The sequence below is a fragment of the Rhizobium sp. CNPSo 3670 genome (assembly GCF_057784555.1).
This window is the reverse complement of the sequence record NZ_JBXSOL010000003.1, coordinates 287,842-313,997: the sequence shown is the minus strand read 5'-3', so window position 1 is coordinate 313,997 and position 26,156 is coordinate 287,842. Positions and strand designations below refer to the sequence as shown.

Genomic DNA, 26,156 nt, shown 5'->3' with positions numbered 1-26,156 from the left:
GAATGCTTCCTGTGAACGAAATGGTGGCCCCGGCGAACCGGTTTAGTGCCGCCGTTTAAGGCTTTCGGCGAAATTGCGCAAGACTTAATTGCAGACGCCAATCTTGGCGTGACAGCGCATATGGGAGACAATTCGCCGCCTGCAAGGCGATTCGCCGCGGCCCCTCCAAAAATCGCTGGAATCTCAGAGAAAATCGCACGGATCACCAAGGACGAGCCGCGCCGCCGGCATTGACATCCCTCGCCTGCGGCAATGGCGGCCGGCGTCTCCGCCACGGCTGGAAACAGCGCGCGTGACGATCGCGTCAACTGGCTTTAAGGGAGACTGGAGCGGGTAGCGGGAATCGAACCCGCGTATTCAGCTTGGAAGGCTGCTGCTCTACCATTGAGCTATACCCGCGGGATGGTCAGATCCGATGACGAATGGTGGAGAGAGTTGGATTTGAACCAACGTAGGCTGAGCCAACGGATTTACAGTCCGTCCCCTTTAACCACTCGGGCATCTCTCCAGTTTTTCGTCCGGATCTTGAAGACCAAGTTCGTCAGACTTCGAAGCGTTGCCGCCCGTCGTCTGCGCCGCGTATATGACCGGAGCATTTCCGTCTGTCAACACGATGACAATCGAAAAAACACGAAAAATTTCATTCGCCGCCGAAAGCCGGCATATGAAAGAAAGCCTATGCGGCAGCGAACGCCATGGCTATAAAGCCGCATGAGCAAAGACAACAAATCCGGCGGCAAGGCCGCGACAGAGCCATCCGCCAAGGATACGCACTACGCCAATCTGAGGCGCGCCCACCGTGACGCCAAGCGCGAACGCGGCGAGATCCCGACACCCCAGCCACAGAAGCGCCGGCGTGGAGCTGAGGACTGGAAGCCGCCGGCGCTCGCGCCCGACCAGGTATATCTCTATGGGCTCCATACAGTGCGCGCCGCTCTCGACAATCCGGAGCGCAAGAAGATCAAGCTGTTTACGACACAGAATGCGCTCGCGCGCCTGGAAATCGACGTCGAGACGCTCGGCATTCCCTTCGAAATCGTCTCGCCGCACGAGATCGACAAGGTGCTGGGTCCCGAGGCGATCCATCAGGGCGTCATGCTGGAAACGCGGCCGCTACCGATGCGCCGGCTCGAAGCGTTAAAGGACAGTCCTCTCCTTCTCGTGCTCGATCAGGTCACCGATCCGCACAATGTCGGCGCGATCATGCGCTCGGCCGTCGCCTTCAATGCTGGGGCCGTTATCACCACCCAGAGACATAGCCCGACCGAGTCAGGCGTGCTCGCCAAGTCTGCCTCCGGCGCCCTGGAACTGATACCTTATATACAGATCACCAATCTCGCCGATGCACTCGGCGAATTGCACAGGCTCGGCTTCTCCACCATCGGCCTCGATTCGGAAGGGCCGGCGCCGCTCGAAGGCACCTTCTCAGGCGACAAGGTGGCGCTGGTGCTCGGCTCGGAGGGCAAGGGGCTCAGGCAGAAGACGCGCGAAACCGTCAACGCACTCGCCCGCCTCGACATGCCGGGCGCAATCAAATCGCTGAACGTCTCGAATGCAGCGGCGATCGCGCTTTATGCGGCGCGGCTCTATCTGAAGCCATAGGTGGGCCAACAAGCGACCAGCTCAATTCAAGCGACCGCAGTCATCACGCCAGGGGGAAGTGTCATGATCCGTTTCGTCGTCCGGCTTTCGGCTGCGGCAGCAGCCCTCCTTGCTTGTGGCCTGGCCCAGGGCCAGGAGATCGATGCCGATATTGTTAAAGCGCAGGCCGGGACCTATCTCTTTGCCCCGCAAGACGGCCGCGCGGGATGCCGGATGACGCTTGAAACCGGTACGGCGATCGGCGGCTATTCGCTCTCTGGCCAGGAGTCTTGCACTACGCCACTGCCGGCGCTCGCCGAGTCCTATGCCTGGAATTTCGACGGCAATGGCGGCCTCATTCTGATCGATGCGATGCGCAAGGTCATCGCCCGTTTCGTCGAGAACGAGGGTTCAGCGATGAAAACGGAAGACGAAACACCGCTCCTGCTGATCTCGGCACCCGATGGTGTCGATCGCTTGCCGACCTTCAGGAGCCTTGCCGGGACATGGGCAATGCAAAGACCGGGCGGCGAAAAGCTCTGCAGCGTGACACTCGACGGCACCGTCGATACGGACGGCCATGCCCCCCTATCGCTTTCCGGAGACTGCGCCGGCAATGTCGCCGGGCTCAAGCTCAGCATATGGGATATCGACGGTTTCGGGCTGACGCTGATGAGCCATGACGGTTCGTCGCTCAGCTTCGACATGCGCGCCGACGGCAATTTCGACAAGTCCAGAGAAGAAGGCGGCAAGCCACTTTCGCTCGTGCGCCACTGATCCCGGCGCATGGCTCGATCCGGAGAAATCCACTTTTTGCCTTGGAATGACCTTCTGGAGCATTATGATCGGGCGGCGATCGATCCGTAGCGACCGGTCATAAGCAAGAAGGAGCGATTCCCATCATGGCCATTCGACCGCTGATTTTCGGTATCCTCTTCATCGCGGCCTTTGTGGGAATCATTCTCAGCATCATTTGGGTGGACACGTCGCATCCCGTTCACCAGGCCGATCCCCTGTCGCCGACGGCGCCTGGCCCCGCGACGCCGGGGCCGGTGCAATAGGCCGAGAGGAACGCGGACGGCAATCGCGCGTTAATCCCCGATCGAACGAGGATTGAACGCTTATGCGCATAATGATCGCCATCGTCGCCGTCATGGTCGCCTCGGTGCTGAGCATCGCGATGATGTCACCTTCCGGTGCCGGACAGACCGGTAATGGCGACAGGATCGAGGCCAAAATCAACGAACCCCTCGCGCATTGAACCGGAACGACGGGTAGCTGAGACCGACTGTCTTCAGCTGCAATAGAACCAGGGCATGTCGCGATCATATGGCACCACTCGAGGGAAATGGCTGCGGTCAGCAAATATGCGCGAACTTCATGGCTGGTTCCTCATTGAGGATGGGAGACACTGCGCCGTCCGGCTGAATTGCCGCTGAAACAGTCCTTCGGATGGGGTTCATTAAGGAAAAACGCGCCGGAGCATTATCGAAACCAGTCCGCCTTCGTTCTCAACGAAACTACGACGCGACAGCCTTCGCTTGGCCGCTCTCTTCGGCTCGCCGAGCCGAAGCTCACGAGCGTAGGCTGGTGCCCCCGGCAGGGTTCGAACCCGCGACCCCCTGATTACAAATCAGGTGCTCTACCAACTGAGCTACAAGGGCAATAGCTGCCCAACTAACAGATTCTGCGATCCTGTAAAGGAAAATCCGTGCGAGCGCCGACAAGTCTGCGTGTATTCAAAACGCCTTGTCTTGCAAAACGGCCTTGTCGCAACTGCCATTTATCCTTTAGCTAGAGCAGCTTCACAAAGGGCATTGTATGGGCCGTTCATTCCAGACGCTTTCCTTTATCGCCTCGCCGACGATGGAGGCGCTCGCAGCGCGCGAAGAGCTGATTCGCATCTATGGCGACGTGCCTCAGGACAAGGCTGATGTCATCGTCGCACTGGGCGGCGATGGCTTCATGCTGCAGACGCTGCACAGCACCATGAATTCGGGCAAGCTGGTCTACGGCATGAATCGCGGCTCGGTCGGCTTTCTGATGAATGATTACAGCACGGAACGGCTTCAGGAACGTATCTGCGTCGCCGTCGAAAACGCCTTCCGCCCATTGAAGATGACGACGGCCAATGCCGACGGCACGAATTCCACAGCGCTCGCCATCAACGAGGTTTATCTTTTCCGTCAGTCTTATCAGGCCGCCAATCTGAGGGTGGTGGTCGACGGGCGCGTACGGCTGGAGGAGCTGATCTGCGACGGGCTGATGGTGGCCACCCCAGCGGGATCGACGGCCTATAATCTTTCCGCCCATGGCCCCATCCTGCCGCTCGAGGCGCCACTGCTCGCCATGACGCCGGTCAGCGCTTTCAGGCCGCGGCGCTGGAGGGGCGCCCTGCTTCCGAACAAGGTGACCGTCGATATCGACGTGCTCGAACCGGTGAAGCGGCCGGTGAATGCGGTGGCAGACAATACGGAGGTCAAATCGGTGCTGCATGTCCGCATCGCCCAGTCGGAGCATATGACGGCGCGTATCCTCTCCGATCCGGACCGCTCCTGGTCCGACCGCATTCTCGCCGAGCAGTTCAAGGATTGAAATCATGGCAATGCGCCTGACATTGATGGCCACGGTTTTCCTCGCTGGATGCTCGGCCGCGATCGCCGCTCCCGCGCAGGACGTCATCCTGCCGGCTTCTGTGATTTTCGCGACCAGCACCGGCTACTGGGAGGATGACGGCAACGCACCTGATGTCGAGCGGGCGCCCACCGCTGCCGAAAGCGTGTCCGCCCCTCAGCAAAAGCGCCACGGCTATTACAAGCTCTTTGCCGTGCGTCAGCCGGACAGGACATCGAAAGTCTATCTTCAGCAGATTGCCCAGACCGAGACCGGTCCGGCGATTGCCTCGACCATCGAGCTGCAGGAGATCAGCGACCTGAAGCCATACGTGACCGATATCCGCCCCGAAAACTCGAGCGGCATCATCAAGCAACCCGGCCTCTTCGCTACGATCTATCTGAAGACCGATCCCGCAGCCGAGCCGGACGGCTGGACCGTGCTGATTGACGAACTCGGCGACATCACCATCGAGAAAGCGACCAATTGAGCAGCGAGACGCTGTTCGCACAGGCGAGGAAGATGAAACTCGGCTTTCGCGAGGGCATCCTCTATGACGACCGGAGACTAGACTGGGACGCAGCCGGTCCAAGGCCCGTCCGCTGGTCGCTATGGTATCCGGCTGCCGATAACGCGCAGGAATGCGAGATCCAGGAGAGAAGCTGGTTTCGGAAGGCGGCGGTCGCTCGCGACGCACCGATTCGGCCCTCGGACAGGCCTTATCCCCTCGTCCTGCTGTCACATGGCACGGGTGGATCTGCGGCCGGACTGGAATGGCTGGCGCGACGCCTGGTCGATCGCGGATTTACAGCGCTCGGCGTCGATCATCACGGCAATACGGGCAGTGAGCCTTACCGCCCCGAAGGTTTTGCCTGCCTCTGGGAACGGGCGCCAGATCTGAGCTTGATGCTCGACCGCTGTCGCGACTGGCTTGGCCATCTTGCCGGTCGGATCGATGCGGACCGTGTATTCGCGGTCGGATTTTCGGCCGGAGCCTATAGCGTCATGTTGCTTCTCGGCGCCGTCACCCAGTTCTCGCAGTTCGAACGGTCACGGCTGAAGCCGGGTGGTCCACGCGGCCCTAGGGAATTTCCCGACCTCGCCGATCATATTCCCTCACTGCTTCGCACCAGCGATGTTTTTCGCGAATCATGGTCCCGCATGTCGCGATCCTATCGGGACGACAGGATCGCAGCGGCGGTCCTTTGCGCGCCGGGTCGCTCCGTTCTCAGCTTCGGCGCGGAAAGCCTGACAGCTGTCGTGGCGCCCGCTCTTATCCTTGTCGGCGATGCCGACAAGGCGGCACCGGCTGAGGAATGTTCTTGCTGGCTGCATGAGCGCCTGACACGCAGCGCGCTAAAAATCCTCGGCGGCGGCCTCGGGCATTATGTCTTTGTGCCGGAGGGTACCGGGCTCGGCATGGCCTTTGCCGCCGAGCTCTTCACCGATCCGCCGGGCATCGAGCGGGGGGCCGTTCATGACGAGATTGCCGCTCTTTCCGCAGCGCTGTTTCATGACGGCGATGGCGGCGCGATAGGCAGAACAAAGAAAGCCCCGTTTCCGGGGCTTTGATTTCCATGATGCTGATTGTCAGTCGACATCCTCAACGACCGCATCGGCGGCGCCGCTGATGCGGTGGGCAAGGGCCGCTTCCATGAATTCGTTCAGATCGCCGTCGAGCACGTCATCCGGAGCAGTGCTGGCGACGCCTGTGCGCAGGTCCTTGACCAGCTGGTAGGGTTGCAGCACGTAGGAGCGGATCTGATGACCCCAGCCGATATCCGTCTTGGAAGCGGCTTCGGCGTTGGCAGCCTCTTCGCGCTTCTTCAACTCTGCTTCGTACATCCGGGCACGCAACATTTCCCAGGCCTTGGCACGGTTCTTGTGCTGCGAACGTTCCTGCTGGCAGGCCACCACGATCCCGGTCGGGATATGGGTGATGCGCACGGCCGAGTCCGTCGTGTTGACGTGCTGGCCGCCGGCGCCTGACGAACGATAGGTATCGATGCGGCAATCGCTTTCGTTGATGTCGATGTTGATCGAGTCGTCGACGACCGGATAGACCCAGATCGACGAGAAGGACGTATGGCGCCGCGCATTGCTGTCGTAGGGGGAAATGCGCACCAGACGATGTACGCCCGATTCTGTCTTCAGCCAGCCATAGGCATTGTGGCCCTTGACGAGCAGGGTCGCGGACTTGATGCCCGCCTCTTCGCCGTCATGGACTTCGAGAAGCTCGACCTTGAAGCGCTGGCGTTCCGCCCAGCGGGTGTACATGCGCAACAGCATGTTGGCCCAGTCCTGGCTTTCGGTGCCGCCGGCGCCGGAATGGACTTCGAGATAGGTGTCGTTGCTGTCGGCCTCCCCGGAGAGCATCGCCTCCACCTGACGGCGCGCGGCCTCGGCCTTCAGTGCCTTCAAGGCGTCCTCGGCCTCTTTGACGATGCCTTCGTCGCCCTCTTCCTCGCCGAGTTCGACCAGCTCGACATTGTCTTTCAGCTGCTGTTCCAGCTGCCGGACGCCGTTAATGCCGTCATCGAGCTGCTGACGCTCGCGCATCAGCTTCTGGGCTTCCTGCGCATCGTTCCAGAGGTTTGGATCCTCTGCCTTGTTGTTCAACCAGTCCAGTCGTCTTATTGCCTGGTCCCAGTCAAAGATGCCTCCTCAGCAGGGTGATAGCCTGCTTGGTTTCATCGACCACGTTTTCGATTTCCGCTCGCATTTTCCTGCTTCTCTGTAACGGTCTTCTTCAAGTGCTGGTGACATAGAGACGCCCGCCGCGGATGTAAAGAGCCGGGGCGGGTTTCCAAAATTGGGTGAAGACTCAGAAGAGTCCTGGCGTGCCGGTCTGAACGGCCTGGTTGGCTTGCGGCGAGGTCTTCAGGATCTCCTCCGGCGCCATGGTGCTGTCCATGCCGATGACGGAGAAGCTGTCGGCAGGTCCGGTGCCGGGTTTGAAGGCCTCGACGATCGTGTTCGGATCGCCGTCGGCGGCGGCCATGCCGGTCTTGCGGTCGATCGGGATCAGGTTCATGCCCTGTGGAATGACGAACTTCGATTCCGGCATGTCCTTGACGGCGGCCTGCATGAATTCGTTGAAAATCGGGGCGGATAGACCGCCGCCGGTGCCGCCGCGGCCGAGCGGGGCCGGCGTATCGAAGCCCATATAGAGGCCGGCGACGAGATCCGGCGTGAAACCGACGAACCAGGCATCCTTTTCGTCATTGGTGGTGCCGGTCTTTCCGGCGACGTCGCGACCGCCGAGATCAATCTTGCCGGCGGCGGTGCCGCGCTGGATGACGCCCTGCATCATCGAGGTGATCTGGTAGGCGGTCATCGGGTCAAGGACGGTTTCGCGGTTGTCGACGACATTCGGCTCTTCCTGGTTCTGCCAGTCGCCGGCATTGCAGCCCTCGCAGAGGCGCTCCTCATGCTTGAAGATCGTCTTGCCATAACGGTCCTGGATACGGTCGATCAGGGTCGGCTTGATCTGCTTGCCGCCATTGGCAATGACCGAATAGGCCGAGACCATGCGCAGCACTGTCGTGTCGCCCGCGCCGAGCGACATCGAGAGAACCGGCAGCATGTGATCGTAGATACCGAAGCGTTCGGCATATTCGGCAACGATATTCATGCCGAGATCGTTGGCGAGTCGCACCGTCATCAGGTTGCGCGAATGCTCGATGCCTGAGCGCAGTGTCGACGGGCCGCCGACTTCGCCGCCGTAGTTTTCGGGCTTCCAAACCTGGCCACCCGAGACGATCTCAATCGGCGCGTCCATGATGACGGAGGCGGGCGTATAACCGTTGTCCATCGCCGCGGCGTAGACGAAAGGCTTGAACGAGGAACCCGGCTGGCGCATCGCCTGAGTGGCGCGGTTGAATTCGGACTGGCCATAGGAGAAGCCGCCGACCATGGCGAGCACGCGGCCGGTCTTCGGATCCATGGCGACAAGCCCGCCCTGTACCTTCGGCGGCTGGCGCAGACGGTAGGAGGTCGACGCGTCGTCACCGAGCTTCTCGACATAGACGACATCGCCCGGGCTCAAGACACCGGCCGGCGATTTCGCCGTCTTGCGGGAGCCATCCGCCGAACGGTAGGCCCATTGCATGTTCTTGGCCTCGATGGTGCCGCGCTGACGGTCCGCCGCAACCTTGCCGCTCCCGTCCTTGGCCGGCTGCAGGCCGATATCGACATTGTTATCGGACACGGCGAGGACGACGGCGAGCCGCCATTCCGGAACGTCGGTTAGCGCGGGAATATCGGCAAGCGCCTTGCCCCAATCGCCGCTGGAGTCGATCTGCTTAATGGCCCCATGGAATCCGCGGCGCTCGTCATAGGTCACGAGGCCATCCTGCAGCGCCTTGCGGGCGGCGAGCTGCATTTGTGGATCGAGCGAAGTGCGCACGGAAAGGCCGCCCTCGTAAAGAACCTTCTCGCCATATTGATCGATCAGCTGGCGGCGCACGGCTTCGGCGAAGTAATCGGACGCGAAGAGCGAGGGACCGTTGCTGCGGGCGGTGACGCCGAGCGGCTGCTTCTTGGCTTCCGCGCCGTCGCTCTGGCTGACATAGCCGTTCTCGACCATGCGATCGATAACCCAGTTGCGACGCTCGAGCGCCGCCTCAGGATGGCGGAACGGATGATAATTGGCCGGGCCTTTCGGAAGCGATGCCAAATAGGCGGCCTCGGCGACAGTCAGCTCGGTAACCGACTTATTGAAATAGGTCAGCGCCGCGCCGGCGATGCCATAGGAATTCATCCCGAAGAAAATCTCGTTCAGGTAGAGTTCGAGAATCTTGTCCTTGCTGTAGGCCTGCTCGATACGAAAGGAGAGGATTGCTTCCTTGATCTTGCGGTCGATCGTCTGGTCCGAGCTCAAAAGGAAGTTCTTAGCCACCTGCTGGGTGATTGTGGAAGCACCGACGGGACGGCGGCCCGAACCGAAATTCTGCAGGTTGACGAGGATTGCGCGGCCGAGACCGGTGAGGTCGACGCCCGGATGGTTGTAGAAATTCTTGTCCTCGGCCGACAGGAAAGCGGCCTTCACGCGGTCGGGAATGGCCTGGATCGGCAGGAAAAGACGCTTTTCTTTAGCATATTCGGCCATGAGAGCGCCGTTGCCGGCATGGACGCGGGTCGTCACCGGTGGCGCGTAGCTGTTCAGAACGGCATAGTCCGGAAGATCCCTGGCGACATTGGCGAGATAGATAGCAATACCCGCCGCAGCGACCAGAAACAGGACGCAGGCCATTCCGAAGAAATATCCAAGAAGTCTAAGCATATTTTCAGCTACCGGTCTCTTCGATCCGCAATCGGCGCAGACGCAACGATTGCACAGATCGAGACAATTTGCACGTTGCGCGCGGCTTACTCCATGAGCGCTACCGCCACAAGCCGATTCCGCGCCTCAAGCTAGGAAACATAAGCCGGAGTAACGGCGCGAATGTGAGCAAAATAGGGCTCGGCCCGCCGCAATCGTCGCCGCGGCAGCGTTTCATCGGGACTGTCACATCCAAGCAACGCCCTTGCCCGCCGACAAGCCGAAGCACGGCGTTCAGAACGTGATTCATCTGACGCGTCCAAGTCTCTGTTTTCATGGATTTCGCCAGATCGAACTATTAGAATCTTCGGGCGGCGCTCTTATCCGCCATTCGCCACAACGCCGGTACGGTATCGCTTCACCGCCTCGGTCAGGAGATCGGCGATCCTGGTGCGCCAGGTTTCGTCGAGCAGCAGCTTTTCGTCTTCGGCATTCGACAGGAATCCGAGCTCGAGCAGGATCGACGGCACGTCGGGGGCCTGCAGCACGCGGAAGCCGGCGTGGCGGTGCGGATTGTTGATGGTGCCGACCTGGTCCTTGAAGGAATTCAGCACGCTCTCGGCCAGCGAGATCGAAAAGGCCTGCGTCTCGCGCCGCGTCAGATCGAGCAGGATGTCGGCGACCTCGGGCGGCTCGGCGACTACCTCCTTGCCGGCGATCTGGTCGGAAAGGTTTTCGCGCTCGGCAAGATCGGCTGCGAGCTTGTCGGAGGCCTTGTCCGAAATCGTATAGACCGTTGCGCCGCGGATATCCTTCTGTTTCAGCGTATCGGCATGCAGTGAAATGAACAGGCCGGCATGGTTCTGGCGGGCAATCAGCACGCGCTGGGAAAGCGACAGGAACTCGTCGTCGCTGCGCGTCAGGAACGCCTTGATGCCCGGCTCCTTGTTCAGCCGGTCGGCCAGAGCCCTGGCGAAAGCAAGCGTCACCTGCTTTTCCTCGGTCTTCGTATCGACGCCGATTGCGCCGGTGTCGATGCCGCCATGGCCGGCGTCGACGGCAATGACGAAATCGCCGGGGGCGGCTTTCTCCGGCACCGGAATGGCGCTCGTCGTCTGAGCCGCCTCGGTCCGATCATCCCACGATTGTGTCTTCACCAGTTCGGCAAAGGCCTCCTTATCGATCATTTCGGCGTCGAGCACCAGGCGATGACCCCTGCCCGCCTCGTCGGCCTGCACCTTGGCGAGCGAGAGCTTCACCGGCCTTGCCGCTGTCAGCACGATGCGGGCGCTCTCCTCATCCATCTTGCCGTAGCGGATATCCTTGAAGAGGCCGCGAGCGGCCAAATCCTTCCCCGGGAAACCGAAGGCGGTGGCCGGCAGATCGACGACGATCCGCTCCGGATTGGCGATATAATGGACGGAGAAACGCGGTTCGCGGTCGAAATCGATGACGATGCGCGTCCTGGCGTCATCGCCGATGATGCGCGCCCCATAAGCGAGCAGCGGATCCTTCGTCTCGGCCGAACCCGCGAGGCCAGGCAGGAGGCAACCTGCAATGAGCACCGCCGTCTGAACCCGCCTTGCGAATGTCGATCGCCGCGTTGCGGACTGCGCCGCGATCCGAGCCCTCTTAAACAATAAACCGTCACACCCTATTTGTAACCGCGATGGACCTGATATGGCCGGATCGACGCTCGATAGCGAGACGCCTTACGACCTGCCGAATCGCGGTCACCTGCCCCCAGTTTCTATGCGATTCGAAATCCATCAATATTATGGCACATTTGGCTTTTCCCTTGCTATTGTGACAGAGAAAACATACAACGCATTTTAGGGTAGAAGTGTTGACGGGATAGAGTCGCCGCAAGGGCTGCCAGCCAGATCTGGACCTGGCGCCACATCGGTCATCGTCCGCCGTCTCATGCGCTTCAACCCGGGAACTGGATCCTGATTTTCCGGCTTCTGTCGGAACTTCATTGGTGGATCAGCCACCACGCTCTCAGGGAGCAACCCTCATCGGACCCGAACCGGGTCTTCGTATTTGTCGATCACGCTTGGTTGTTGATGGTTTCGCAGCAGGTTTTATCTGAAGTGTACAGGCCCCGGACCGAAACGGTTCCGGCTGCGGTCTGGCTGCTGCTCTTCCCTTCGCGTCAAGCGCGACTTTCAATATCCGGCGCGGCCACGGTGGACCGCATTCTTTCTGTTTCAACAGCAGTCGGGAATGCGCTCTCGCGGCCACGCCGAGGAGCACAGCTTACATGGCAGACAAAATGCTTATCGATGCGTCTCACGAGGAAGAGACGCGCGTCGTTGTCGTTCGCGGGAACCGCATAGAAGAATTTGACTTCGAGTCGCAGCACAAGAAGCAGATCCGCGGCAATATCTATCTTGCAAAGGTAACGAGGGTCGAGCCCTCGCTGCAGGCCGCCTTTGTCGATTACGGCGGCAACCGGCACGGCTTCCTGGCCTTCGCCGAAATCCATCCCGATTATTATCAGATACCGCTCGCCGACCGTCAGGCACTTCTTCGAGCCGAAGCCGAGGAGCATCGCCGCGACGAAGACGTCGAACACGTCGAAACCGCACCGGTCGTCGATCTTTCGACCCAGGACCAGCCGGATGTCGGCATCGTGCCGGCAGAGGCACCGGCTGCCGTAACGGAAGAGGCCGCGGCGGAAAAGGCTGCCGTAACGGCAGAGGTGGCAGCATCGCCTGAAGCCGCCGAGGAAGCGCCAGCCAAGAAGGCAAGGCCGCGCCGGAGCCGCAAGAAGATTGCCGAAACGACCGCGACCGAGGATGCCGTTCCGACTGACGTCGAAGCCGAAGGCGCTGCAAGCGTCGACAACGACGATGACGCCTCTGCCGGCGGCACGATGGCCGCGATGGTGGAAACCGACACGATCTCCGAGGACATCGACACCAGCAAGCGTCGCCACGATGACGACGATGACGACGATGATCACGGTGAAGAGGAAGTCATCGAATCCGTCGGCGCCGAAGACGCGATGGAAGAAGTTCCGGACCGCGTGCAGCGCAAGCCGCGCAAGCAGTACCGCATCCAGGAAGTCATCAAGCGCCGCCAGATCCTGCTGGTGCAGGTCGCCAAGGAAGAGCGCGGCAACAAGGGTGCCGCTCTCACCACCTATCTCTCGCTTGCAGGCCGCTATTCGGTTCTGATGCCGAACACGGCGCGCGGCGGCGGCATTTCCCGCAAGATCACCAATCCGCAGGACCGCAAGCGGCTGAAGGAAATCGCCCGCATGCTCGAAGTGCCGCAAGGCATGGGCGTCATCCTTCGCACCGCCGGTGCCAACCGCACTAAGGTCGAGGTCAAGCGCGATTTCGAATATCTGATGCGCCTGTGGGAAAATGTCCGCACTCTGACGCTGGCGTCGACCGCTCCCTGCCTCGTCTATGAAGAGGGCTCGCTGATCAAGCGCTCGATCCGCGACCTCTACAACAAGGATATCGGCGAAATCATCGTTGCCGGCGAGGAAGGCTATCGTGAAGCGAAAGACTTCATGAAGATGCTGATGCCGAGCCATGCCAAGGTGGTTCAGCCCTACCGCGATATCCACCCGATCTTCTCGCGCTCCGGCATCGAGGCCCAGCTCGACCGCATGCTGCAGCCGCAGGTGACGCTGCGTTCCGGCGGCTACCTGATCATGAACCAGACGGAAGCGCTGGTTTCGATCGACGTCAACTCCGGCCGCTCGACGCGCGAACACTCGATCGAGGACACCGCGCTGCAGACGAACCTCGAAGCCGCTGAAGAAATCGCCCGCCAGCTTCGCCTGCGCGACCTCGCCGGTCTGATTGTCATCGACTTCATCGACATGGAAGAGAAGCGCAACAACCGCGCCGTCGAGAAGAAGCTGAAGGAATGCCTGAAGAACGACCGCGCCCGCATCCAGGTCGGCCGGATCTCGCATTTCGGCCTGCTCGAAATGTCACGCCAGCGCATCCGCGCTTCCGTTCTCGAATCGACAACCCAGGTCTGCTCGCATTGCGGCGGCACCGGCCACGTCCGTTCGCAGTCCTCCGTCGCCCTGCATGTGCTGCGCGGCATCGAGGAATATCTGCTGAAGAATACGACGCACAACATCACCGTGCGCACCACGCCCGACATCGCGCTCTACCTGCTCAACCACAAGCGCCAGACGATCGTCGATTACGAAGCGCGCTTTGGCGTAGCGATCATCATCGATGCCGACGGTTCGGTCGGCGCACAGCACTTTGCGATCGACCGCGGCGAGCCTGTCGAAAACCCAGTCAAGATCGAAAGCCTCTTCAACTTCGCAGCCATCCCCGAGGATGAGGACGACGACATCGTCATTGAGGCTGATGAGGACGAAGACGAAGAACTCGAGGAAAAGGCTGCCGCGACCGAACGTCCCGCTGCGGCGCGTTCGGAAGGCGAAGGTGAAGGCAACCGTAAGCGCAAGCGTCGCCGCCGCCGTCGTGGCCGCAACGGCAATGCCGAGCAGCCGGCAGCCGCTGCAGGCGAAGCTGGCGACGAAGAGGAAGATGGCGACGATGAGGGCGCTGAGGGCGACGAAACCGCCGCCGCTGCACCCGAGAGCCGCGCCGAAAACGAGGAATCGCAGCGCCGCAAGCGCCGTCGCCGCGGCAAGCGCGGCGGTCGCCGCAATCGGGAGGACGGCTCCGAGCTGACGGCCAATGAAGCCGGCGAAGGCAGCGGCAGCGAGGATGAAGACGACGGCATTTCGGATGACGTCGCTCCAGGTGAAGCCGCAATTGTCGAGACGGTACCCGAACAGGCCGGCGAGAGCCAAGCTGTAACGACTGCCGTCGAGGATATGGCCGTCATCGCCGAAGAGGTAAAGCCTTCCCGTGGCCGCGGCCGCCGCAAGCCCACCGCAGCGCCGGTCGAAGAACCAGTAGCGGAAGCAACACCCGCCGTTGAAGCCGAACCGGAGGTGGTCGAAGCCTCCGCCGATCTCGCAACGCCCGCCCAGGAAGAAGCAAAGCCGGTTCGCGCTAACCGCGAATCCAATATTTCTTCCTCAGAGCCGACGGTGAAATCCACCCGTACCGAAAATGGCGAAAGCGACGAAGGCAAGCCGAAGAAAGCCGGCTGGTGGCAGCGCCGTGGCTTCTTCTGAACGCTGATTTTCGGACGTAAATGATGAGATCCGGCTGCGGCGACGCGGCCGGATTTTCGTTTATGGCGGCGGCATCAGCATCGATTTGCAGCAAGGCAGCGCGAATACGTGTATTATTGAGATCACACATATGGATGCGACCGTGCGAACGGCTCTGGATATCGATAGGGGCTTGCTTGAAGCGGCAATGGCAGCCACGGGATTGGCGGCGAAAAAGGCCACGATCGAACAAGCCTTGCGAAGCCTCGTCGACAGGCACCGTCAGAAGAATGCGATCGCAGATCTCGCAGGGATCGGCTGGGAAGGCGACCTCGACGAGATACGTCAATCCGCCGCTGACAATCAGGCGGCCGGGGGGTAGAGCAGATCGACGATGTAGCTGGCGTCGAAGCGGGAGTCGAGCATGCCGTAGGTGGAGCGCCAGCCGCCGGCCAGGCGCGTCTCTATGAAGGCATCGGCAATGCGCCCTGCCCCGAGCCGGTAGAGCTCGGCGGCGCCGGCGGCAAGAGCCAGTTGCTCGACGAGCAGGCGTGCCGCGCCCTCGTCCTGTTCGCAGAGGGCGATTGCGGCGCGTAGCACGTCGATCGTTTTCTTCCCGGCGGGGCCGAGATCGCGCGCGAGGCCCGCAAAAACCGTTTCGAACAGATCCTTGCCACGGTTGAGCACGCGCAGCACATCCAGCGCCATGACGTTGCCGGAGCCCTCCCAGATGGCATTGACGGGAGCCTCCCGGTAATGACGGGCGATCGGCCGCTCCTCGATATAACCGTTGCCGCCGATGCATTCCATCGCCTCGTAGATCAGCGCGGGTGCGATCTTGCAGCACCAGTATTTGGCGACGGGAGTCATGACGCGGGCATAGGCCGCTTCTTCGGCATTGCCGCGGGCCTTGTCGAAAGCATCGGCAAGACGGAAGGACAGCGCGGTGGCGGCCGCGACATCGAGCGCCATGTCGGCCAGCACGCGCGTCATGATCGGCTGATTGACGAGCATCCTGCCGAAGACGCTGCGGCCGCGCGTGTGATGCACGGCCTCGGCCAGCGAGGCGCGCATGATGCCGGAGGAGGCAAGTGCGCAATCAAGCCGCGTCAACGTCACCATGTCGAGGATGGTGCGGATGCCGGCATCCGGGCCGCCGAGCAGGAAACCGAAGGTATCGGTGAACTCCACCTCTGAAGAGGCGTTGGACCGGTTACCGACCTTATCCTTCAGTCGCTGGAACTGCAGTCCGTTCGCTGACCCGTCCTCCAGCAGGCGAGGCACGAGGAAGCAGCCCATGCCCTCCTTCGTCTGCGCCAGCATGATGAAGGCATCGCTCATCGGAGCCGACATGAACCATTTGTGGCCGGAAAGCCGGTAGATGCCTTCACTGACCTTTTCGGCAGCGCTGCGGTTGGCCCTGACATCGGTGCCGCCCTGCTTTTCGGTCATGCCCATGCCGATCGTCACCGCAGACTTCTGCATAGCGGGCCGGTTGGACGAATCATATTTGCGCGACAGGATCTTCGGCGCCCAGTCCTTCTGCACCGCAGGGGACGCCGACAGCGCGGCCACCGAAGCGCTCGTCATCGTCAGCGGGCAGAGATGGCCAGATTCCAGCTGTGCCGTCAGGTAAAATCGCGCGGCGCGGACCTTGTGGCCTGCGTCCTTCGCCTCGATATCGGCCTGCGGATCCCAGACGGAGGAATGCAGGCCGACCGACATGGAGCGACGCATCAGCGCGTGCCAGGCGGGATGGAATTCAACCACATCGAGACGTTCGCCGCGCGGACCATGGGTGCGCAGCTGTGGCGCCCCCTGGTTTGCCATGCGCGCCAGCTCCTGTGCCTCCGGCGAGGTGACGTAGCGGCCGATATTTTCCAGGTCTTCACGGATGCCGCGCGGCAGGGCCGCCGTCAGATCGACAATCAGAGGATCGGATCGATAGGCATTGATGCCGGACCACAGGCTCGGCTGGTTGAGTTCTGCGAGTTTGTCGTCAGTCCGGTTTGCGGAGGTCATTGTTCGCTTCTAGTGCAAGAACCCGGCAAGGAAAACCGGAAGTTATGATTCGCTTCATTCTGCTCTATCGGAATTCGGGCGAAAATGCATGGGGACATAAGCCTTTGCCCACAGCGCGTGCTTGCCCCGGCGGGCGGCACTCATTATAGACCCGCAAGAGACAGCAAGAGGCAGGGTCATGGTCTTTTTCCCCCACCGCCACCTCATTGGCATCAAGGGCCTCACCGAGCAGGATATCACCTATCTTCTCGACAAGGCGGACGAAGCCGTCAAGATCAGCCGCCAGCGAGAAAAGAAGACGTCGACGCTTCGCGGACTGACACAGATCAACCTCTTCTTCGAGGCATCGACCCGCACACAGGCCTCCTTCGAGCTTGCCGGCAAGCGGCTTGGCGCCGACGTGATGAACATGTCGGTCGGCAATTCCTCGGTGAAGAAAGGCGAAACGCTGATCGATACGGCGATGACGCTGAATGCGATGCGTCCGGACGTGCTGGTGATCCGCCATTCAAGCGCCGGTGCGGCCGCGCTTCTAGCCCAGAAAGTCTCCTGCTCGGTCGTCAATGCCGGCGACGGGCAGCACGAACATCCGACCCAGGCGCTGCTCGACGCGCTGACGATCCGCCGCGCCAAGGGCAAGCTTTCGCGGATCACCGTAGCGATCTGCGGCGACGTGCTGCACTCGCGCGTGGCGCGCTCCAATATCCTGCTGCTGAACGCGATGGGCGCACGCGTGCGCGTCGTCGCGCCCGCCACGCTGCTGCCCGCCGGCATCGCCGAGATGGGTGTCGAGGTGTTCCACTCGATGAAGGAAGGATTGAAGGACGCCGACGTCGTGATGATGCTGCGACTGCAGCGCGAACGCATGTCCGGCGCCTTCGTGCCGTCGGTGCGCGAGTATTATCACTTCTACGGACTCGACGCAGAAACGCTGAAAGCAGCGAAGGACGATGCGCTGGTCATGCACCCCGGGCCGATGAACCGCGGCGTCGAGATCGCCTCCGAGGTGGCCGATGGTCCGCAGAGCGTCATCGCCGAACAAGTGGAAATGGGGGTCGCCGTGCGCATGGCCGTCATGGAGACGCTGCTCGTCTCGCAGAACCAAGGTCCCCGAACCGACGGAATGATGGCATGAGCAACTCGATCGTCCTCAAGAATGTCCGCATCGTCGATCCCTCGCGCGATCTCGACGAGATTGGAACGATCATCGCTAAAAATGGCGTGATTCTTGCCGCCGGCAGCGGGGCGCAGAACCAGGGCGCGCCGGAAGGCGCCGTCGTGCGCGACTGCACCGGCCTCGTGGCGACCCCCGGCCTCGTCGATGCACGCGTCCATATCGGCGAGCCCGGCGGCGAGCACCGCGAGACGATCGCCTCGGCGAGCCGGGCGGCGGCAGCCGGCGGCATCACCTCGATCATCATGATGCCGGACACAGATCCCGTCATTGACGACATCGCGCTGGTGGAATTCGTCAAGAAGACGGCGCGGGACACGGCCAGCGTCAACGTCTATCCGGCAGCCGCCCTCACCAAGGGTCTTGCCGGCGAGGAGATGACGGAGATCGGCCTCTTGATGCAAGCGGGCGCCGTCGCCTTCACCGACGCCCATTCCAGCGTCCCTAACACACAGGTGCTGCGCCGAATCATGACCTATGCGCGCGAGTTCGGCGCCGTCATTTCCTGCGAGACCCGCGACAAGTATCTCGGCGCCAATGGCGTCATGCATGAGGGACTTTTCGCCAGCTGGCTGGGGCTCTCCGGCATTCCGAAGGAAGCCGAGCTGATCCCACTCGAACGCGATCTCAGGGTGGCAGAGCTGACGCGCGGCCGTTATCACGCCGCGATGATCTCCGTGCCGGAATCGGTCGAAGCCATTGAACGCGCCCGGGGCCGTGGCGCCAAGGTGACCTCGGGCATCTCGATCAACAATCTGGCGCTCAACGAGAACGACATCGGCGAATACCGCACCTTCTTCAAGCTCTATCCGCCGTTGCGCCCGGAGGATGACCGGGTCGCGATGGCCGAAGCGCTTGCGAGTGGCGCGATCGACATCATCGTCTCCTCGCACGACCCGCAGGACGTCGACACGAAGCGCCTGCCGTTCGCAGAAGCGGCCGATGGCGCAGTCGGATTGGAAACGATGCTGGCAGCGGCCCTCAGGCTTCACCATGGCGGCCAGGTCGGCCTGATGCGGCTGATCGACGCCATGTCCACCCGCCCGGCACAAATCTTCGGCCTTGAGGCCGGCACGCTGAAGCCGGGTGCTGCGGCCGATATCACGCTGATCGATCTCGATGAGCCTTGGCTTGTCGCTAAAGACATGCTTCTCTCCCGCTCGAAGAATACGCCTTTCGAGGATGCACGCTTCAGCGGGCGAGCGGTTGCGACCTACGTCTCGGGAAAGCTTGTCCACGCAGTTTAAGAATCGACACCATCGCCGTTCATCCCCAGAGGGAAAAGGGCCGGACTTGAGGATAGCCACGGAGGGCTGAGGGGGCACATGTTATCCAATCTCATGTCATGGCAGATCACGCTGCCGATCGCACTTGCGGCTGCCGTCATCGGTTATCTCCTCGGCTCAATCCCCTTCGGCCTGATTCTCACCCGCGCCGCCGGCCTCGGCGATGTGCGCAGCATCGGCTCCGGCAATATCGGCGCGACCAATGTGCTCAGAACCGGAAATCGCAAGCTCGCCGCGGCAACCCTGCTGCTCGACGCCTTGAAGGCATCGGCGGCAGCCTGGATCGTCGGCTATTTCCTCGGTGAAGAGGCCGCTGTCATCGCCGGCTTCTTCGCCTTCATCGGCCATCTCTTCCCCGTCTGGATCGGCTTCAAGGGCGGCAAGGGTGTCGCCACCTATATCGGCACGCTGCTCGGCGTCGCGCCGATCATGGTGGTGCTCTTCGCCGCCATCTGGCTGGCGGTCGCTGTCACCACCCGCTATTCCTCGCTGTCGGCCCTTGTCGCCATGCTCGTCATTCCGGTTGCCCTGTTGATATTGGGCAATGAAAAGGTCGCGGCCGTCATGGCGGTCATGACGCTCATCTCCTACTGGAAGCACAAGGCGAATATTTCGCGCCTGATGGGCGGAACGGAAAGCAAGATCGGGGCGAAGTGACAATGGATGCGCGGAGCGCGGGATCCACAGGCACGGTGCTCAGCGAAAGGCAGAGGATTGCCTGGCTACGCCTGATTCGTTCCGACAATGTCGGCCCTGCAACTTTTCGCGATCTCATCAATCATTTCGGTTCGGCCGAGGTGGCACTCGCGGCGCTGCCGGAGCTTTCGGCGCGCGGCGGCGCGACACGTGGCATCCGCATTGCCAGCGAAGCCGAGGCGCACCGGGAACTGGAGGCGGCGCATCGTTTCGGCGCCCGCTTTGTCGGCATCGGCGAGCCGGACTATCCGCAGGCGCTGAAACAGATCGACGGTGCACCGCCGCTCCTTGCCGTCAAGGGCGCGCTTGCTGCCGCCAAACGACCGGCGGTCGGCATCGTCGGCTCTCGCAACGCCTCGGCCGCAGGCGCCAAATTCGCGGCGATGGCGGCGCGCGACTGCGGCCGGGCGGGCTACACGGTGGTCTCCGGCCTGGCGCGAGGCATCGACACAGCGGCACATCGGGCAAGTCTCGGCACGGGCACGATCGCCGCCCTTGCCGGCGGCCTCGACAAGCCCTACCCGCCGGAGAATATCCGTCTGATCGAAGAGATAACCGCCGGCAACGGCCTGGCGGTGAGCGAAATGCCTTTTGGCTGGGAGCCCCGCGCCCGCGATTTCCCGCGCCGGAACCGGCTGATTGCCGGCATTGCGCTCGGCGTGGTGATCGTCGAAGCGGCGATGCGCTCGGGCTCGCTGATTACGGCACGCCTCGCCGGCGAGTTCGGCCGCCTGGTGTTTGCCGTGCCGGGCTCGCCGCTCGATCCGCGCTGTCACGGCACCAACGGCCTGCTCAAGGACGGCGCCTCGATCGTTACAGAACCTGCCGATGTCATCGAGGCCTTGGCGCCGCTTGCGCAACTCGACCTCTTCCCTTTGTCGACGGTGGAGGAGCCGGCACGCGAGAGCAGGGCAATAACGATGCCGCCCGGCGATTCGGACCGGATGCGTGTCATCGGCGCGCTCGGACCGACGCCTGTCGAGATCGACGACGTCATCCGCCACACCGGCCTATCGGCATCCGCGGTTTATCTCATTCTCCTCGAACTCGACATATCAGGCAGGCTGCACCGGCATCAGGGCGGTTTCGTCTCGCTTTCCAATTGACGCTTGCGCGGTACGCGGGGGCGGCTTGCAAACGCAGGAACCGCCTGTCGAAAACGATAGCTATACAGCCAGAAGTTAAATTCCGTTGCGAATCCTGTTCTGATTGCACCAGATGCAAGAGGTAAAATTGTAGCAAACCCCTTGACCGCAGCGATTTCCCTGTCCATGTCGGAGGGCCAGTATCCAAGTTGCGCTGCGTGTTGCGCTGGCTCCCACGCCGGCGTGGCTGTTTTTTAGAGAATCATCATGAATGTTGTAGTGGTGGAATCGCCTGCCAAGGCCAAGACGATCAACAAGTATCTGGGTTCGGGATACAAAGTGCTCGCCTCCTTCGGCCATGTGCGCGATCTGCCTGCCAAGGACGGCTCCGTTCTTCCCGATCAGGATTTCGAAATGCTCTGGGAGGTCGACGGTGCTTCGGCCAAGCGGATGAAGGACATCGCTGATGCAGTGAAGTCCTCCGATGGGCTCTTTCTCGCGACCGACCCTGACCGCGAAGGCGAAGCGATTTCATGGCACGTCCTTGACATGCTGAACAAGAAGCGGGTGCTGAACGGCAAGTCGGTCAAGCGCGTCGTCTTCAATGCAATCACCAAGAAGGCCGTCCTTGATGCGATGGCCGATCCGCGTGATATCGACGTGCCGCTGGTCGACGCTTATCTCGCGCGCCGCGCGCTCGACTATCTCGTCGGTTTCAATCTTTCGCCGGTTCTGTGGCGCAAGCTGCCGGGCGCGCGTTCGGCCGGCCGCGTCCAGTCGGTCGCGCTTCGTCTGGTCTGCGATCGCGAATCCGAAATCGAGCGCTTCATTTCGGAAGAGTACTGGAATATCTCGGCGCTGCTGAAGACGCCGCGCGGCGACGAATTTGAGGCAAGGCTGGTTTCGGCGCATGGCAAGCGGCTGCAGCCGCGGGCGATCGGCAACGGCGAGGATGCGGCCCGGCTGAAGGCATTGCTCGAAGGCGCCAGCTATATCGTCGATACGGTCGAGGCAAAACCGGTCAAGCGCAATCCGGGACCGCCGTTCACCACCTCGACGCTGCAGCAGGCCGCCTCCTCCAATCTCGGCTTCTCCGCCTCACGCACCATGCAGATCGCCCAGAAGCTCTATGAGGGTGTTGATATCGGCGGCGAGACGGTCGGTCTCATCACCTATATGCGAACCGACGGCGTACAGATGGCCCCGGAAGCGATCGGTGCTGCGCGCAGCGCCATCCTCGACCAGTTCGGCGAGCGTTACCTGCCTGAGAAGGCGCGCCTCTATTCCACCAAAGCGAAGAACGCGCAGGAGGCGCACGAGGCGATCCGTCCGACCGATTTCTACCGCTCTCCTGACCGCGTGCGCAAATTCCTCGATGCCGACCAGATCCGGCTCTACGAGCTGATCTGGAAGCGCGGCATCGCCAGCCAGATGGCGTCGGCCGAGATCGAGCGCACCACGGCCGAAATCACCGCCGACAATAAGGGCGAGAAGGCCGGCCTGCGCGCCGTCGGTTCGGTCATCCGCTTCGACGGATTCATCGCCGCCTATACCGACCAGAAGGAGGACGGCGAGCAGAGCGATGACGGCGACGAGGATGGCCGTCTGCCGGAGATCAATGCGCGCGAGACGCTCGCCAAGCAGAAGATTAATTCGACCCAGCATTTCACCGAGCCGCCGCCGCGCTATTCGGAAGCCTCGCTGATCAAGAAGATGGAAGAGCTCGGCATCGGCCGTCCCTCGACCTATGCCGCCACACTGGCGACACTGCGCGACCGCGACTATGTGACGATCGACAAACGTAAACTCATCCCGCAGGCCAAGGGCCGGCTGGTGACGGCTTTCCTCGAAAGCTTCTTTACCAAATATGTCGAATATGATTTCACCGCCGACCTCGAGGAGAAGCTCGACCGGATTTCCGCCGGCGAATTGAACTGGAAGCAGGTGCTGCGCGATTTCTGGAAGGACTTCTTCGCGCAGATCGAAGACACGAAGGAACTGCGCGTCACCAACGTCCTCGATTCGCTGAACGAGGCGCTGGCGCCGCTCGTCTTCCCGAAACGCGAAGATGGCGGCGACCCCAGAATCTGTCAGGTCTGCGGCACCGGCAACCTTTCGCTGAAGCTTGGCAGATACGGCGCCTTTGTTGGCTGCTCGAACTATCCGGAATGCAACTACACCCGCCAGCTCTCCTCCGAAAATGGCGGAGAAGCGGAGGGTGTCTCGCTCAACGAACCGAAGAGCCTCGGCACCGACCCGACGACAGGCGAGGAACTGACGCTCCGTTCCGGCCGCTTCGGTCCCTATATCCAACGCGGCGATGGCAAAGAGGCCAAACGCGCCTCGTTGCCGAAGGGCTGGAAGCCTGAGGATATCGACTATGAAAAGGCAATGGCGCTGATCTCGCTGCCGCGCGATATCGGCAAACACCCTGAAACGGGCAAGATGATCTCCTCGGGCATCGGCCGTTACGGGCCGTTCCTTCTGCATGACGGTTCCTATGCCAATCTGGAAACCGTTGAGGATGTCTTCTCCGTCGGCCTCAACCGCGCCGTGACACTGATTGCCGAAAAAGCCAACAAGGCGCCGGGCCGGGGTGCGCGCGGTACGCCGGCGGCGCTGAAGACCCTCGGCGATCATCCCGAGGGCGGCGCCATCACTGTTCGCGACGGCAAATATGGCCCCTATGTCAACTGGGGCAAGGTCAACGCCACCCTGCCGAAGGGCAAGGATCCGCAAGCGATCACCATTGAGGAGGCGCTTGCGCTGATCACGGAAAAAGCCGGCAAGGCTCCCGTGGGCAAGGGGGCCAAGGGGAAAGCCAAGCCGAAGGCGGCCGCCGCCGAAGCCAAGACAACCAAGACGGCCGCCAAGCCGAAGGCAGCGAAGGCCAAGGCGCCCGCGAAATCGAAAAAGAGCTGACGTGAGCAGGACACCGCGCGACAGAACGAACCTCGCGGGCAAGCGCCCGGGCAAGATCGGCCGCGCCGGCAGGGATGCTTCCGCTGTCGAACCGCTGAACATCGTCCATGGCGCGCTGCCCTCGCGCGAAGTGATCCTGCGTTTCATCGCCGATCATCCGCAGAAGGCTTCCAAGCGTGAACTCGCCAAGGCGTTCGGGCTGAAAGGCGACAGCCGCGTCGAGCTCAAGCACATGCTGCAGGAACTCGAGCAGGAAGGCATGCTCCAAAAGAGCCGCAAGTCGCTCATTCGTCCCGGCGCTCTTCCGCCCGTCACCGTTCTCGACATCACGACGCGCGACAAGGACGGCGACTTGATCGGCCGGCCGGCGGAATGGCCGGAGGAGCAGGGTGTGGCGCCTGCCGTCGCCATCCGCCAGCAATCGCCCGCAGGCCGCCAGGGTAAGGGCAAGGCACCCGTCGCCGGCCTCGGCGACCGAATCCTGGCGAAGATCTTCCCGGCCGTCGATCGCGGCGGACCGGCTTATACGGCGCGTATCATCAAGGTGATCGACAGGCGCCGCGGTGCGGCGATGGGCGTTTTCCGCAGCGCGCCGGGCGGTGGCGGCCGCCTGTTGCCGATCGAACGGCGCGGCGAAGAGATGGTGATCGATCCCGACTTCACCGGCGGCGCCAAGGACGGCGACCTGGTCGAGATCGAAGTCGCGCGCCTCGGACGCTTCGGCCTGCCGCGAGCCAAGGTCCTTTCCGTCGTCGGCTCGGTCGGCTCGGAAAAGGCGATCTCGATGATCGCGATCCATGCGCACGGCATCCCGCATGTCTTCCCGCCGGCCGTGATCGCGGAGGCAGAAGCCGCAAAACCAGCGACGATGGCGCATCGTGAAGACTGGCGTAACATGCCGCTGATCACCATCGATCCGGCCGACGCAAAGGACCATGACGACGCAGTTTACGCCGAAGTCGATCCCTCGCCCGACAATCCTGGCGGCGTCATCGTCACCGTCGCGATTGCCGACGTCTCCTGGTATGTCCGCCCCAATTCGCCGCTCGACCGCGAAGCGCTGAAGCGCGGCAACTCGGTCTATTTCCCCGATCGCGTCGTGCCGATGCTGCCGGAGCGCATCTCCAATGATCTCTGCTCGCTGAAGGAAGGCGTCGACCGGCCGGCGCTCGCCGTGCGCATGAGCTTCTCGGGCGAAGGCCGCAAGATCGGCCATACCTTTCATCGCATCATGATGAAGAGTGCCGCTAAGCTCTCCTATCAGCAAGCGCAGGCGGCGATCGACGGAAGTCCGGACGACAAGACCGGACCGATGCTCGAGGCGATCCTGAAACCGCTCTGGCACGCCTATGGGGTGATGAAGCGCGGACGCGACCGGCGCCAGCCGCTGGAACTCGACATGCCGGAGCGCAAGATTCTGCTGAAATCAGACGGCACCGTCGACCGGGTCTTCGTGCCGCCGCGGCTCGATGCGCACAAGCTGATCGAAGAGATGATGATCCAGGCGAATGTCTGCGCCGCCGAAACGCTCGAGAAGAAGCGCCAGCCGTTGGTCTACCGCATCCATGATGGTCCAACGCTTGCCAAGCAGGAAGTCTTGCGCGAGTTCCTGGCGACACTCGGCATCTCGCTCGCCAAGGGCGGCAATGTGCGCGCCAACAGCTTCAATGGCATTCTGGCGAAAGCGGAAGGTACGGCGCATCAGACCATGGTCAATGAGATGGTGCTGCGCTCGCAAAGCCAGGCGATCTACAGTCCCGAGAATATCGGACATTTCGGCCTCAACCTGATGAAATACGCCCACTTCACCTCGCCGATCCGCCGCTACGCCGATCTCATCGTGCATCGCGCGCTCGTCGGTTCGCTCGGTTTCGGCGAAGGCGGCATCACTCCCGACGAAGAAGCCTCGCTCGACGATATCGCCGCCGAAATCTCGACCTTCGAGCGCCGGGCGATGGCGGCCGAGCGCGAGACCATCGACCGGCTGATCGCCCATCATTTGAGCACCCGCGTCGGCGAGGAGTTTGCCGGCCGCGTCTCCGGAGTTACGAAGTCCGGGCTCTTTATCACCTTGCCGGACTATGGCGCCGACGGTTTCGTCCCTATATCTACGCTCGGCACCGATTATTTCATCTATGACGAGGCGCATCAGGCACTGTCGGGTGAAAAGACGGGCCTCGGCTATCGTCTTGGCGACAGCGTCACCGTGAAGCTTGCGGAAGCAATCCCGCTTGCCGGGGCCTTGCGCTTCGAGATGCTGAGCGAAGGACGCGAGATGCCGACGGCAGTGCGATCCTTTCATAAGGCCGGCCGCCGCGACAGCGGCCAGGTCCGCAAGAAACCGGGAACGCGTCCCCCGCGCGGACGCCGCTAAGCCGCTGTGCCGAAAGCAGCAATGGTCCTA

At 62.0% G+C, this 26,156-nt stretch carries 19 protein-coding genes and 3 tRNA genes; 15 read left to right on the top strand and 7 right to left on the bottom strand.

What is annotated here, in order from left to right:
- Positions 1-325 precede the first annotated feature (325 nt).
- Both AC13QO_RS04680 and AC13QO_RS04675 read right to left on the bottom strand, forming a co-directional pair.
- Positions 326-399, bottom strand: a tRNA-Gly gene (locus AC13QO_RS04680).
- Positions 400-423: 24 nt separating this feature from the next.
- Positions 424-508 (bottom strand) — tRNA-Tyr (locus tag AC13QO_RS04675).
- 203 nt (positions 509-711) lie between these two features.
- Between AC13QO_RS04675 and rlmB the strand changes: the two genes are divergently transcribed.
- From rlmB to AC13QO_RS04655, 4 genes are all read left to right on the top strand, one after another.
- On the top strand, positions 712-1,602 hold the full coding sequence (rlmB, locus tag AC13QO_RS04670) for a 23S rRNA (guanosine(2251)-2'-O)-methyltransferase RlmB (protein ID WP_097598337.1): 891 nt from the start codon (positions 712-714) through the stop codon (positions 1,600-1,602).
- Positions 1,603-1,665: 63 nt separating this feature from the next.
- A complete protein-coding gene (locus tag AC13QO_RS04665; RefSeq protein WP_488540006.1) occupies positions 1,666-2,358 on the top strand; it encodes an AprI/Inh family metalloprotease inhibitor in 693 nt (230 codons plus the stop codon).
- Positions 2,359-2,483: 125 nt separating this feature from the next.
- The gene (locus tag AC13QO_RS04660; protein ID WP_176536253.1) at positions 2,484-2,642 is read left to right on the top strand and encodes a hypothetical protein; all 159 of its coding nucleotides are present in this window, start codon (positions 2,484-2,486) and stop codon (positions 2,640-2,642) included.
- A 62-nt stretch (positions 2,643-2,704) separates the two neighbouring features.
- On the top strand, positions 2,705-2,842 hold the full coding sequence (locus AC13QO_RS04655; protein WP_198175514.1) for a hypothetical protein: 138 nt from the start codon (positions 2,705-2,707) through the stop codon (positions 2,840-2,842).
- A 327-nt stretch (positions 2,843-3,169) separates the two neighbouring features.
- Here the strand turns inward: AC13QO_RS04655 and AC13QO_RS04650 are convergent.
- A tRNA-Thr gene (locus tag AC13QO_RS04650) sits at positions 3,170-3,245 on the bottom strand.
- A 157-nt stretch (positions 3,246-3,402) separates the two neighbouring features.
- Between AC13QO_RS04650 and AC13QO_RS04645 the strand changes: the two genes are divergently transcribed.
- Genes AC13QO_RS04645 through AC13QO_RS04635 form a run of 3 tightly spaced genes read left to right on the top strand, consistent with a single transcriptional unit; the run spans position 3,403 to position 5,766 of the window.
- Entirely contained in the window at positions 3,403-4,176 is a 774-nt protein-coding gene (locus AC13QO_RS04645) for an NAD kinase (protein ID WP_011424966.1), read from the top strand.
- A gap of 4 nt (positions 4,177-4,180) precedes the next feature.
- A complete protein-coding gene (locus tag AC13QO_RS04640; protein ID WP_285192907.1) occupies positions 4,181-4,684 on the top strand; it encodes a hypothetical protein in 504 nt (167 codons plus the stop codon).
- 32 nt (positions 4,685-4,716) lie between these two features.
- The gene (locus tag AC13QO_RS04635; RefSeq protein ID WP_488540005.1) at positions 4,717-5,766 is read left to right on the top strand and encodes an alpha/beta hydrolase family protein; all 1,050 of its coding nucleotides are present in this window, start codon (positions 4,717-4,719) and stop codon (positions 5,764-5,766) included.
- An 18-nt stretch (positions 5,767-5,784) separates the two neighbouring features.
- Here AC13QO_RS04635 and prfB read toward each other — a convergent pair.
- The 3 genes from prfB to AC13QO_RS04620 all read right to left on the bottom strand — a co-directional run bounded on the left by prfB (position 5,785) and on the right by AC13QO_RS04620 (position 11,097).
- Positions 5,785-6,916, bottom strand: a protein-coding gene (gene prfB / locus AC13QO_RS04630; RefSeq protein ID WP_176536255.1) for a peptide chain release factor 2 whose coding sequence is annotated in 2 segments (ribosomal slippage) — positions 5,785-6,846 and positions 6,848-6,916 — 1,131 coding nt in all. Because the reading frame shifts where the segments join, the coding sequence is not laid out codon by codon here.
- 102 nt (positions 6,917-7,018) lie between these two features.
- Complete coding sequence (locus AC13QO_RS04625) at positions 7,019-9,478, bottom strand: penicillin-binding protein 1A (RefSeq protein ID WP_488540004.1); 2,460 nt, start codon at positions 9,476-9,478, stop codon at positions 7,019-7,021.
- 359 nt (positions 9,479-9,837) lie between these two features.
- Positions 9,838-11,097: an N-acetylmuramoyl-L-alanine amidase gene (locus tag AC13QO_RS04620; RefSeq protein ID WP_488540003.1), complete on the bottom strand. Its 1,260-nt coding sequence runs from the start codon at positions 11,095-11,097 to the stop codon at positions 9,838-9,840.
- Between the two features lie 623 nt (positions 11,098-11,720).
- Here AC13QO_RS04620 and AC13QO_RS04615 point away from each other — a divergent pair.
- Positions 11,721-14,588, top strand: a complete 2,868-nt coding sequence (locus AC13QO_RS04615) for an Rne/Rng family ribonuclease (RefSeq protein ID WP_488540002.1) — start codon at positions 11,721-11,723, stop codon at positions 14,586-14,588.
- 142 nt (positions 14,589-14,730) lie between these two features.
- Complete coding sequence (locus AC13QO_RS04610) at positions 14,731-14,949, top strand: type II toxin-antitoxin system VapB family antitoxin (RefSeq protein WP_221128293.1); 219 nt, start codon at positions 14,731-14,733, stop codon at positions 14,947-14,949.
- On the opposite strand, the gene AC13QO_RS04605 is transcribed toward AC13QO_RS04610, so the two are convergent.
- Positions 14,931-16,589, bottom strand: a complete 1,659-nt coding sequence (locus AC13QO_RS04605; protein ID WP_430957632.1) for an acyl-CoA dehydrogenase family protein — start codon at positions 16,587-16,589, stop codon at positions 14,931-14,933. The genes AC13QO_RS04610 and AC13QO_RS04605 overlap by 19 nt on opposite strands.
- A 178-nt stretch (positions 16,590-16,767) precedes the next feature.
- Here AC13QO_RS04605 and AC13QO_RS04600 point away from each other — a divergent pair, with 178 nt between their 5' ends.
- From AC13QO_RS04600 to rnr, 6 genes are all read left to right on the top strand, one after another.
- Complete coding sequence (locus tag AC13QO_RS04600) at positions 16,768-17,724, top strand: aspartate carbamoyltransferase catalytic subunit (RefSeq protein WP_085777805.1); 957 nt, start codon at positions 16,768-16,770, stop codon at positions 17,722-17,724.
- Positions 17,721-19,010, top strand: a complete 1,290-nt coding sequence (locus AC13QO_RS04595) for a dihydroorotase (RefSeq protein WP_221128291.1) — start codon at positions 17,721-17,723, stop codon at positions 19,008-19,010. Before AC13QO_RS04600 ends, AC13QO_RS04595 begins: the two co-directional genes overlap by 4 nt.
- Before the next feature lie 78 nt (positions 19,011-19,088).
- Positions 19,089-19,706: a glycerol-3-phosphate 1-O-acyltransferase PlsY gene (gene plsY, locus AC13QO_RS04590; protein WP_430957634.1), complete on the top strand. Its 618-nt coding sequence runs from the start codon at positions 19,089-19,091 to the stop codon at positions 19,704-19,706.
- 2 nt (positions 19,707-19,708) lie between these two features.
- Entirely contained in the window at positions 19,709-20,851 is a 1,143-nt protein-coding gene (gene dprA, locus AC13QO_RS04585; RefSeq protein ID WP_488540001.1) for a DNA-processing protein DprA, read from the top strand.
- A gap of 246 nt (positions 20,852-21,097) precedes the next feature.
- Positions 21,098-23,752 carry a type I DNA topoisomerase gene (gene topA, locus AC13QO_RS04580; RefSeq protein ID WP_488540000.1) on the top strand — a complete coding sequence of 885 codons (2,655 nt, stop codon included), beginning with the start codon at positions 21,098-21,100 and terminating at the stop codon, positions 23,750-23,752.
- A 1-nt stretch (position 23,753) separates the two neighbouring features.
- A complete protein-coding gene (rnr, locus tag AC13QO_RS04575; protein ID WP_488539999.1) occupies positions 23,754-26,126 on the top strand; it encodes a ribonuclease R in 2,373 nt (790 codons plus the stop codon).
- Positions 26,127-26,156 lie beyond the last annotated feature (30 nt).

Coding starts and splice junctions, on each gene's coding strand:
- rlmB (WP_097598337.1), top strand. CDS start 712: ATGAGCAAAGACAACAAATCCGGCGGCAAGGCCGCGACAGAGCCATCC.
- AC13QO_RS04665 (WP_488540006.1), top strand. CDS start 1,666: ATGATCCGTTTCGTCGTCCGGCTTTCGGCTGCGGCAGCAGCCCTCCTT.
- AC13QO_RS04660 (WP_176536253.1), top strand. CDS start 2,484: ATGGCCATTCGACCGCTGATTTTCGGTATCCTCTTCATCGCGGCCTTT.
- AC13QO_RS04655 (WP_198175514.1), top strand. CDS start 2,705: ATGCGCATAATGATCGCCATCGTCGCCGTCATGGTCGCCTCGGTGCTG.
- AC13QO_RS04645 (WP_011424966.1), top strand. CDS start 3,403: ATGGGCCGTTCATTCCAGACGCTTTCCTTTATCGCCTCGCCGACGATG.
- AC13QO_RS04640 (WP_285192907.1), top strand. CDS start 4,181: ATGGCAATGCGCCTGACATTGATGGCCACGGTTTTCCTCGCTGGATGC.
- AC13QO_RS04635 (WP_488540005.1), top strand. CDS start 4,717: ATGAAACTCGGCTTTCGCGAGGGCATCCTCTATGACGACCGGAGACTA.
- AC13QO_RS04625 (WP_488540004.1), bottom strand. CDS start 9,478: ATGCTTAGACTTCTTGGATATTTCTTCGGAATGGCCTGCGTCCTGTTT.
- AC13QO_RS04615 (WP_488540002.1), top strand. CDS start 11,721: ATGGCAGACAAAATGCTTATCGATGCGTCTCACGAGGAAGAGACGCGC.
- AC13QO_RS04605 (WP_430957632.1), bottom strand. CDS start 16,589: ATGACCTCCGCAAACCGGACTGACGACAAACTCGCAGAACTCAACCAG.
- AC13QO_RS04600 (WP_085777805.1), top strand. CDS start 16,768: ATGGTCTTTTTCCCCCACCGCCACCTCATTGGCATCAAGGGCCTCACC.
- AC13QO_RS04595 (WP_221128291.1), top strand. CDS start 17,721: ATGAGCAACTCGATCGTCCTCAAGAATGTCCGCATCGTCGATCCCTCG.
- plsY (WP_430957634.1), top strand. CDS start 19,089: ATGTTATCCAATCTCATGTCATGGCAGATCACGCTGCCGATCGCACTT.
- dprA (WP_488540001.1), top strand. CDS start 19,709: ATGGATGCGCGGAGCGCGGGATCCACAGGCACGGTGCTCAGCGAAAGG.
- topA (WP_488540000.1), top strand. CDS start 21,098: ATGAATGTTGTAGTGGTGGAATCGCCTGCCAAGGCCAAGACGATCAAC.